Origin of the sequence: Streptomyces sp. SPB074 (genome assembly GCF_000154905.1) — a bacterium.
In the GTDB taxonomy this organism is placed as follows: Bacteria; Actinomycetota; Actinomycetes; order Streptomycetales; family Streptomycetaceae; genus Streptomyces.
In genome coordinates, this window is the sequence record NZ_GG770539.1 from 3719017 (window position 1) to 3728599 (window position 9583).

A 9583-nucleotide genomic window follows, 5' to 3' on the forward strand; every position below is an offset into this window, starting at 1 on the left:
GGCGCCCCTTCCGGGACGCGTGCCGGTCGGGCTCAGCCGGCCGCGGGGGCCGGTTCGGGCTCGGGCTCGGGGGCGTCGGCGGCCGGGGGCTCGGGGTCGCTGGGGGTCTTGACGGAGTCCAGGAGGAGCTGGGCGACGTCCACGACCTGCACCGACTCCTTTGCCTGGCCTTCGTTCTTCTTGCCGTTGACCGAGTCGGTCAGCATGACGAGGCAGAACGGGCAGGCCGTCGAGATGATGTCGGGGTCCAGGGAGAGGGCCTCGTCCACGCGCTCGTTGTTGACGCGCTTGCCGATGCGCTCCTCCATCCACATGCGCGCGCCGCCCGCGCCGCAGCAGAAGCCGCGTTCCTTGTGGCGGTGCATCTCCTCGCTGCGGATGCCCGGGACCTTCGCGATGATCTCGCGCGGCGGCGTGTAGACCTTGTTGTGGCGGCCCAGGTAGCACGGGTCGTGGTACGTGATGAGGCCCTCGACCGGCGTGACGGGGACGAGTTTGCCCTCGTCCACGAGGTGCTGGAGCAGCTGGGTGTGGTGGATGACCTCGTACTCGCCGCCGAGCTGCGGGTATTCGTTCGCGATGGTGTTGAAGCAGTGCGGGCAGGTCGCGATGATCTTCTTCGCGGACTTCGGCTTCTTCGTGGACTCGTCCTCGTCGTCCTCGCCGAAGGCCATGTTCAGCATCGCGACGTTCTCGGCGCCGAGCTGCTGGAACAGGGGCTCGTTGCCGAGGCGGCGCGGCGAGTCGCCGGTGCACTTCTCGTCGCCGCCCATGATCGCGAACTTGACGCCCGCGATGTTCAGCAGCTCCGCGAACGCCTTCGTGGTCTTCTTCGCGCGGTCCTCCAGGGCGCCGGCGCAGCCGACCCAGTAGAGGTAGTCGACCTCGGTCAGGTCCTCGACGTCCTCGCCCACGACGGGGACCTCGAAGTCGACCTCCTTCGTCCACTCCAGGCGCTTCTTCTTCGCGAGGCCCCAGGGATTGCCCTTCTTCTCCAGGTTCTTGAGCATCGTCCCGGCCTCGGAGGGGAAGGACGACTCGATCATGACCTGGTAGCGGCGCATGTCGACGATGTGGTCGATGTGCTCGATGTCGACCGGGCACTGCTCGACGCAGGCGCCGCACGTGGTGCAGGACCACAGGACGTCGGGGTCGATGACGCCGTTCTCCTCCAGCGTCCCGATGAGGGGGCGCTCGGCCTCCGCGAGGGCCGCGGCGGGGACGTCCTTGAGCTGCTCCTCGCTCGCCTTCTCCTCGCCCTCCATCGTCTTGCCGCCGCCCGCGAGCAGGTACGGGGCCTTGGCGTGCGCGTGGTCGCGCAACGACATGATGAGGAGCTTCGGCGACAGCGGCTTGCCGGTGTTCCAGGCGGGGCACTGCGACTGGCAGCGACCGCACTCGGTGCAGGTGGAGAAGTCGAGCAGGCCCTTCCAGGAGAAGTGCTCGACCTGCGAGACGCCGAAGACGTCGTCCTCGCCCGGGTCCTCCCAGTCGATCGGCTTGCCGCCGCTCGTCATGGGCCGGAGCGCGCCGAGGGAGACGGCGCCGTCCGCGTTGCGCTTGAACCAGATGTTCGGGAAGGCGAGGAAGCGGTGCCAGGCGACACCCATGTTGGTGTTGAGGCCGACGGTGATCGCCCAGATCATCGTGGCGCCCAGCTTGATCGTCGCCGTGAGGTAGATGAGGTTCTGGAGCGTGGAGACGTCCAGGTCGCGCAGGCCCGCGACGAGGGGGTACGAGACCCAGTAGCCCGCCTCGTAGCCGTCCACGTGGTGGATCGCGCCTTCGAGGCCGCGGAGCATGAGGACCGCCAGGCCGATGATCAGGATGACGTACTCGACGAAGTACGCCTGGCCGAGCTTCGAGCCCGTGAAGCGGGACTTGCGCCCGGCGCGCGAGGGCAGGCTCAGCAGGCGGATGCCCATGAGGGTGAGGATGCCGAGCGTCGTGAAGAGCGCGATGAACTCGATGTAGACCTCGTACGGGGGCCAGGTGCCGATCCCGGGGATGATCCAGTCCGCCTGGAAGAGCTGCCCGTACGCGTTGACGATCGTCAGGCCGAGGGTGAGGAAGCCGACCGCGACGAACCAGTGGGCGACACCGACGATGCCCCAGCGGTTCATCCGGGTGTGACCGACGAATTCCCTCGCGAGAGTGAGGGAACGCTGTTTCCAGCGGTCGGTGCGGCTGCCGGCCGGGACCGGCTGGCCGAGCCGTACGTGCTGGACGATCTGCGCGATCGCTCGGGAGATGAGCGCCACGCCGACCACGGTCAGGAGCAGCGACACGATGATCGCGGCGAGCTGCATGGAGGGCTCCTCGAACCTGCGCGGGTGGGGTGCGGGGTACTGGGGGTGCGGAGTAGGGGGAGGTGCGGGGGTCGGTGGGCCGGGTGGCCCGGTGTGCGGGCGGTCGGTGGGCCTAAGGCCCGGCGGGCCGGGAGGCCCGGTGCGGCCCGGGAAGGGCTGCCTTACTAAGCAGTAACTTAATCGGTTCTGTAGGGAGGGTATCGACTCTCCGTCGGCATGGGCCTCTTGCCTCGCGTGATCTGGCGCACGGCGCGCCGCGGGGGTGGCGGTCGCGTGGCGCGGGGGTGCGGGTCGCGTGGCGGTGAGGGCGCGCGTCGCGTGGCGGCGGGGGCGCGAGCGGGCGCTGTCCCGCGCCGGGCCGGGGTCTGTGCCGCACCGCGCCGCACTGCGCCGCACCGCGTCGGGCCCGTGTCTCGTGCCGGGCCGGGGCCCGTTCCGTGGCACGTCAGGGGGCTCCTTGCGCGTAAGGGCTGGATAAGAGTTGAGCGCGCCTGGCTCATGTCTGTTGACAGGGGGGCGGGGGCTGTTGCATGGTTGAGTCCGTTCCACTCAAGTCAGCATCTGGAGGACCCGAAATGGCACGTGCGGTCGGCATCGACCTGGGCACGACTAACTCCGTCGTCAGCGTTCTGGAGGGCGGCGAGCCCACCGTCATCACCAACGCCGAGGGTGCCAGGACCACGCCGTCCGTCGTCGCCTTCGCGAAGAACGGTGAGGTGCTGGTCGGCGAGGTCGCCAAGCGTCAGGCGGTCACCAACGTCGACAGGACCATCCGGTCGGTCAAGCGCCACATGGGCACCGACTGGAAGATCAACCTCGACGGCAAGGACTTCAACCCGCAGCAGATCTCGGCGTTCGTCCTCCAGAAGCTCAAGCGCGACGCGGAGTCGTACCTCGGCGAGAAGGTGACCGACGCGGTCATCACCGTCCCGGCGTACTTCAACGACTCCGAGCGCCAGGCGACGAAGGAGGCCGGCGAGATCGCGGGCCTCAACGTGCTGCGCATCGTCAACGAGCCGACGGCGGCGGCGCTCGCGTACGGCCTCGACAAGGACGACCAGACGATCCTCGTCTTCGACCTCGGTGGCGGCACCTTCGACGTCTCGCTCCTGGAGATCGGCGACGGCGTCGTGGAGGTCAAGGCCACCAACGGCGACAACCAGCTCGGTGGTGACGACTGGGACCAGCGCGTCGTCGACTACCTGGTCAAGCAGTTCAACAACGGCCACGGCGTGGACCTGGGCAAGGACAAGATGGCGCTCCAGCGCCTGCGCGAGGCCGCCGAGAAGGCGAAGATCGAGCTGTCCTCGTCCACCGAGACCACGATCAACCTGCCCTACATCACGGCCTCCGCCGAGGGCCCGCTGCACCTGGACGAGAAGCTCACGCGCGCCCAGTTCCAGCAGCTCACCGCCGACCTCCTGGACCGGACGAAGACCCCGTTCCACAACGTGATCAAGGACGCGGGCATCGCGCTCGCCGACATCGACCACGTCGTGCTCGTCGGTGGCTCGACCCGGATGCCCGCCGTCGCCGAGCTCGTCAAGGAGCTGACCGGCGGCAAGGAGGCGAACAAGGGCGTCAACCCGGACGAGGTCGTCGCCATCGGCGCCTCGCTCCAGGCCGGTGTCCTCAAGGGCGAGGTCAAGGATGTCCTGCTCCTCGACGTCACCCCGCTGTCCCTCGGTATCGAGACCAAGGGCGGCATCATGACGAAGCTCATCGAGCGCAACACGACGATCCCGACGAAGCGCTCCGAGATCTTCACGACGGCCGAGGACAACCAGCCCTCCGTGCAGATCCAGGTGTACCAGGGCGAGCGCGAGATCGCCGCGTACAACAAGAAGCTCGGGATGTTCGAGCTGACCGGTCTGCCGCCGGCCCCGCGCTCGGTGCCGCAGATCGAGGTCTCCTTCGACATCGACGCCAACGGCATCATGCACGTCACCGCGAAGGACCTCGGTACGGGCAAGGAGCAGAAGATGACCGTCACCGGCGGCTCCTCGCTGCCGAAGGACGAGGTCGACCGGATGCGCCAGGAGGCCGAGCAGTACGCGGACGAGGACCACCGCCGCCGCGAGTCCGCCGAGGTGCGCAACCAGGCCGAGCAGCTCACCTACCAGACCGAGAAGTTCCTCAAGGACAACGAGGACAAGGTCCCCGGCGAGATCAAGACCGAGGTCGAGGAGGCCCTCACCGAGCTCAAGGAGAAGCTCAAGGGCGAGGACACCGCCGAGATCAAGACGGCCACCGAGAAGGTCGCCGCCGTCTCGCAGAAGCTCGGCCAGGCGATGTACGCCGACGCGCAGGCCGCCGGTGCCGAGGGTGCCGCTCCGGGCGGGGCCGACGCCGGTGCCAAGGCCGACGACGACGTCGTGGACGCCGAGATCGTGGACGAGGACAAGAAGGACGGTGCGGCGTGAGCGAGGAGACCGCGGGGGGCTTCGACGAGAAGAACGAGCCCGCTGATGTCTCCGACGGCGCCGCCCCCGACGCCGCCGAGGAGGGCCGCTCCGAGCAGGAGCGGCCCGCCCCGGGCGGGGACGCTCAGCAGGCCGGCCTGACGGCCCAGCTGGACCAGGTGCGTACGGCGCTCGGCGAGCGCACGGCGGACCTCCAGCGGCTCCAGGCCGAGTACCAGAACTACCGCCGCCGGGTCGAGCGGGACCGGGTCGCCGTGAAGGAGCTCGCGGTCGCGAACCTCCTGAGCGAGGTCCTGCCCGTGCTGGACGACATCGGCCGGGCGCGGGAGCACGAGGAGCTGACGGGCGGCTTCAAGTCGGTCGCCGACTCGCTGGAGTCCATCACCGCGAAGATGGGCCTGGAGCAGTTCGGCGAGGAGGGCGAGCCCTTCGACCCGACGATCCACGAGGCGCTCATGCACTCCTACGCCCCGGATGTCACCGAGACGACGTGCGTCGCGATCCTCCAGCCGGGGTATCGCTTCGGCGAGCGTACGATCCGCCCCGCGCGGGTCGCGGTCGCCGAGCCCCAGCCGGGCGCGGCGCCGTCCGCCGGCAAGGAGCAGGCTCCGGCCGACGAGGAGAAGGCGGCCTCGGCGGACGAGGAGAAGAGTGGCCCCGACAAGGGCTGAGCACAGCCGGAGACGCCCGGCCGGATCGTATGATCCGGCCGGGCGGACCGGTCAGGCGGTCCGGACGCGAGCCGGCCGCCTCGAAGCGGCACGGGCGCCGGCGCGAGCCGGGCGCCCGGGAGCGGGACAACAGGAGATGGCCGGGCGGGCCGGGCGGGGGCCGTGGCCCGGGGCCGCGCCGCCACGGAAGGAGGGACGTCGGGGATGAGCACGAAGGACTTCATCGAGAAGGACTACTACAAGGTCCTCGGCGTGCCGAAGGACGCCACCGAGGCGGAGATCAAGAAGGCGTACCGCAAACTCGCCCGCGAGAACCACCCGGACGCCAACAAGGGCAACACCCGGGCGGAGGACCGCTTCAAGGAGATCTCCGAGGCGCACGACGTCCTCGGCGACCCGAAGAAGCGCAAGGAGTACGACGAGGCGCGCGCGCTCTTCGCGGGCGGCGGCTTCCGTCCCGGCGGCGCGGGCGCCGGTGGCGCGGGCGGCAATTTCAACTTCGACCTGGGCGACCTCTTCGGGGGCGGTCCCGGCGGCAGCGGGGGCGGCGGTTTCGGCGGCGGCCTCGGCGACGTCTTCGGCGGGCTCTTCAACCGGGGCGGCGGCACGGCGGGAGCCGGGACGCAGGGGACGACGCGCAACCGCGCCCGGCGCGGCCAGGACATCGAGTCCGAGGTGACGCTCACCTTCACCGAGGCGGTGGACGGCGCGACCGTCCCGCTGCGGATGTCCAGCCAGGAGCCCTGCAAGGCGTGCTCCGGCACGGGCGACAAGAACGGCACCCCGCGGGTCTGCCCGACCTGTGTGGGCACGGGGCAGGTCTCGCGCGGCGGCAGCGGCGGCTTCTCGCTCACCGACCCCTGCGCGGACTGCCAGGGGCGCGGGCTCATCGCGCAGGACCCCTGCGAGGTCTGCAAGGGCAGCGGGCGCGCGAAGTCGGCCCGCTCGATCCAGGTCCGCATCCCGGCGGGCGTCCAGGACGGGCAGCGCATCCGGCTGCGCGGCAAGGGCGCCCCGGGCGAGCGCGGCGGCCCGGCCGGTGACCTCTACGTGGTGGTGCACGTCAAGGAACACCCGGTCTTCGCCCGCAAGGGCGACAACCTCACGGTGACCGTCCCCGTGACCTTCAGCGAGGCGGCGCTCGGCGGCACGGTGCGGGTGCCGACGCTCGGCGGTCCGCCCGTCACCCTCAAACTCCCCGCGGGCACCCCCAACGGCCGGACGATGCGCGCCCGCGGCAAGGGCGCGGTCCGCAAGGACGGCTCGCGCGGGGACCTCCTGGTGACGGTGGAGGTCGCGGTTCCCGCGCACCTCGACGACCGTGCCAGGGAGGCCCTGGAGACCTACCGCGACGCGAGTGCCGGGGAGGACCCGCGGGCGGCGTTGTTCGAGGCGGCGAAGGGAGCATGACCATGGACGGGCGAGGCAGGAACCCGTACGAGCTGACCGACGAGACACCGGTGTACGTCATCTCGGTCGCCGCTCAGCTCTCCGGGCTCCACCCCCAGACACTGCGTCAGTACGACCGGCTCGGCCTGGTCTCCCCCGATCGCGCGGCCGGCCGGGGCCGCCGCTACTCGGCCCGTGACATCCAGCTCCTGCGCCAGGTGCAGCAGTTGTCGCAGGACGAGGGCGTGAACCTGGCCGGTATCAAGCGGATCATCGAGCTGGAGTCGCGGGTCAGCGCGATGGAGCAGCACATCGCCGAGCTGAACGCGGCGCTCGACGGCGCCGCGGCGACACTGCGGCAGCGCGAGGCGCAGGTGCACGCCTCCTACCGGCGGGACCTGGTCCCGTACCAGGAGGTGCAGCAGTCGAGCGCGCTCGTGGTGTGGCGCCCGAAGAACAAGCGGGGGCAGAGCACGGCGGACTGAGGACCCCGGCGGGGCTTCACCTGGGCGGTGCCGTACGCGCGAGGCGGACCTCGCGCGGGGGCGCCGCCCTTCCGCGTGGGCGCGGGGTGGGGTGGGCGGGGGTGCCCGGGCTGGGGTGCCCGGGCTGGGGTGACGGGTGGGGTGACCGGCGGGTGCCGGTACCGGCCCGTGGCGGCGCGGGTGTTTCGTACGAGGGGCGGGGCGCGGGTTCGTGCCGCTGGTGTGGCGGCCCCGGGTGTATCGGCCTGATCCGTTGGGCCCCCGCCGTGCGGTCCCCGGCCACGCGGGCCCCGTCGTGCGGTTCCCGGCTGTGGCGCCGTCGCGGGGTGGGCGCTACCGCTGCTGCGGGCTCATGGGGTGTCGAGGAGGCCGGACTGGGCGATGAGGTAGCCGAGCTGGGCGCGGCTGCCGCTGCCGAGGGTGGTGGCGAGTTTGGCGATGTGGGCGCGGCAGGTACGGACGTTCATGCCGAGCCGGCGGGCTATGGCCTCGTCCACGTGGCCCTCGACGAGCAGCCGGGCGATGGAGAGCTGGGTGCTCGTGATGCCGCTCGGCACGGGGGCCGGGGTCGCCTCGGACCAAGGGCGCGCGAGGCTCCAGAACTGATCGAAGACGCCCGCGAGGTAGCCGACGAGACCCGGGTGCTCGATCTTGAGCGCGATCTTGCGGTCGTCGCTGATGGGGATGAACGCCGCGCGCCGGTCCACGATGATGAGCCGTTCCGGGAGCTGTTCCATGGTGCGGAACTCGATTCCCTCCGGCATCGTCCTCTCCACGTAGGCAAGTGTGGAGGGATGGTGACGAGCCGTGTGGTGGTAGAGGGTGCGCATCCGCACGCCGGTGCCGAAAAACGGCTCGACGCGCCGCAGCGCGTCTTCGAGGAGGTTGGGGGCGCGCCCGCTGCCCGGCTGGAGGGTGAGCAGTTCCTCACGGCACTCGGCGACGGTCTGGTCGAGCGTGGAGTTGATGCGGTCGAGTCCGTCGAGCACGGTGACGCCCTGGCTGGCCGGATCGTGCCCGCTCAGAGCCATGAAGGGCTCCAGGGTCTCGGTGAGGGCGATCGCCGTCTTGCGGTTGTGCAGGATGCGGTTCTCCAGGGGCTGGAGCAGCCTGCCGAGGGCGGTGGACGGCTGGACGGGGCGCAGGGTCGCCGGTTCCGCCGGGTCGGGAGCCAGCAGCCCCAGGTCGAGAACGCAAGGGGCGTCGGCGAGTTCCTCGCGTTTGAGACGCCCGGAGCGCAGGGCGGCGGCGTACAGCTCACGGCCAGTGACGCAGAGCGGTTCCTGGGGATGGGAATGAGACTTTTCGAGGGGCCTCCTCCGCATATGTCCCCCCCTCAGGCTCATGTAATACAGGAACATGATGCATGGGTTTCCTAGTGAAAGCGCCCTGCCTGGGCCATCGTTGCAGGGCGGGGGTCGTTCACATACCAATCACAGAGGTGGGAGCCCGTCATGTCCATGAAGCTTCGTACGCTCTGCGTTTCCGCCATGGCGGCGCTCGCCATCGGAGCGGTGGCTCTGGGTGAGCCGTCCTGGGGAAGCCAGCCGTCGGGGTCCGTGAGTGCCTCCGCCCGTCCGGGGGAGCCCTCTTGGGGTGTGGTTCCGGCCTCTGTGCAGGGGGAGCCCTCCTGGGGCGTCGTTCCGGCCGGTGAGCCGTCCTGGGGCGTGGCGCCCGCGGGTGAGCCTTCCTGGGGTGTTGTTCCGGTGGGTGAGCCCTCCTGGGGTGTCGCTCCCGCGGGTGAGCCTTCCTGGGGTGTCGTCCACGCGACCGCCGAGAAGGGCGAGCCTTCGTGGGGTGTTGTTCCGGTGGGTGAGCCGTCCTGGGGCGTGGCGCCTGCGGGTGAGCCTTCCTGGGGTGTTGTTCCCGCCGGTGAGCCGTCCTGGGGCGTCGCCCCGGCCGGAGAGCCCTCCTGGGGCACGGTCCAGGCATGACGACCCCGCCCGACGACCACACCTTCCGGCGGGAGATGGCCACGGCCTATCGCTCCGGCTGGCATTTCATCGATCTCGTCACGGCGATCCCCCAGGACGGCGACTCGCTGATGGTCACCCTCTTCGGCGAACCGATCGTCGTCGTGCGGGACGGGGCCGAGGACGTACGGGCGTACCGCTGTCTCCGCCGTCCCCGCGGTGCCCCGCAGCCCGTACGGTGCGCGGTGCGCTACGGAATGCTTTTCGTCAATCTCGATCAGCGCGACCACCAGCAGGTCGCCGACTGGTCGGACTCCTACGTCACCCCCCGCAGTGCCTGAGCGATTCCCCCGTTGAACAGATCGCCAGGCGCTTTCCCCCAGCAGCGGCGCC

The 9583-nt window shown here is 70.5% G+C and carries 7 protein-coding genes; 5 read left to right on the forward strand and 2 right to left on the reverse strand.

Annotation, left to right across the window (positions count from 1 at the left end):
* Positions 1-32: 32 nt before the first annotated feature.
* Positions 33-2309, reverse strand: a complete 2277-nt coding sequence (locus tag SSBG_RS15415; RefSeq protein WP_008747028.1) for a (Fe-S)-binding protein — start codon at positions 2307-2309, stop codon at positions 33-35.
* 575 nt (positions 2310-2884) lie between these two features.
* Between SSBG_RS15415 and dnaK the strand changes: the two genes are divergently transcribed.
* The 4 genes from dnaK (at position 2885) to SSBG_RS15435 (ending at position 7277) form a co-directional block, all read left to right on the forward strand.
* Positions 2885-4732, forward strand: a complete 1848-nt coding sequence (dnaK, locus tag SSBG_RS15420; protein ID WP_008747029.1) for a molecular chaperone DnaK — start codon at positions 2885-2887, stop codon at positions 4730-4732.
* On the forward strand, positions 4729-5403 hold the full coding sequence (gene grpE / locus SSBG_RS15425; protein WP_008747030.1) for a nucleotide exchange factor GrpE: 675 nt from the start codon (positions 4729-4731) through the stop codon (positions 5401-5403). Before dnaK ends, grpE begins: the two co-directional genes overlap by 4 nt.
* Positions 5404-5607: 204 nt before the next feature.
* Positions 5608-6813 carry a molecular chaperone DnaJ gene (gene dnaJ / locus SSBG_RS15430; protein ID WP_008747031.1) on the forward strand — a complete coding sequence of 402 codons (1206 nt, stop codon included), beginning with the start codon at positions 5608-5610 and terminating at the stop codon, positions 6811-6813.
* Positions 6814-6815: 2 nt separating this feature from the next.
* Positions 6816-7277: a heat shock protein transcriptional repressor HspR gene (locus SSBG_RS15435; protein ID WP_008747032.1), complete on the forward strand. Its 462-nt coding sequence runs from the start codon at positions 6816-6818 to the stop codon at positions 7275-7277.
* 350 nt (positions 7278-7627) lie between these two features.
* On the opposite strand, the gene SSBG_RS15440 is transcribed toward SSBG_RS15435, so the two are convergent.
* Entirely contained in the window at positions 7628-8602 is a 975-nt protein-coding gene (locus tag SSBG_RS15440; RefSeq protein WP_037869850.1) for a helix-turn-helix domain-containing protein, read from the reverse strand.
* A 605-nt stretch (positions 8603-9207) separates the two neighbouring features.
* On the opposite strand from SSBG_RS15440, the gene SSBG_RS15445 reads away from it, so the two are divergent.
* Positions 9208-9531, forward strand: coding sequence for a (2Fe-2S)-binding protein (locus SSBG_RS15445; RefSeq protein WP_008747034.1), 324 nt, complete (start codon positions 9208-9210; stop codon positions 9529-9531).
* Positions 9532-9583: the final 52 nt, after the last annotated feature.

Bases quoted from the DNA above. Each gene is read 5' to 3' on its own strand.
- SSBG_RS15445 (WP_008747034.1), top strand. From the start codon at position 9,208: ATGACGACCCCGCCCGACGACCACACCTTCCGGCGGGAGATGGCCACG.
- SSBG_RS15435 (WP_008747032.1), top strand. From the start codon at position 6,816: ATGGACGGGCGAGGCAGGAACCCGTACGAGCTGACCGACGAGACACCG.
- dnaK (WP_008747029.1), top strand. From the start codon at position 2,885: ATGGCACGTGCGGTCGGCATCGACCTGGGCACGACTAACTCCGTCGTC.
- SSBG_RS15415 (WP_008747028.1), bottom strand. From the start codon at position 2,309: ATGCAGCTCGCCGCGATCATCGTGTCGCTGCTCCTGACCGTGGTCGGC.
- SSBG_RS15440 (WP_037869850.1), bottom strand. From the start codon at position 8,602: ATGCGGAGGAGGCCCCTCGAAAAGTCTCATTCCCATCCCCAGGAACCG.
- dnaJ (WP_008747031.1), top strand. From the start codon at position 5,608: ATGAGCACGAAGGACTTCATCGAGAAGGACTACTACAAGGTCCTCGGC.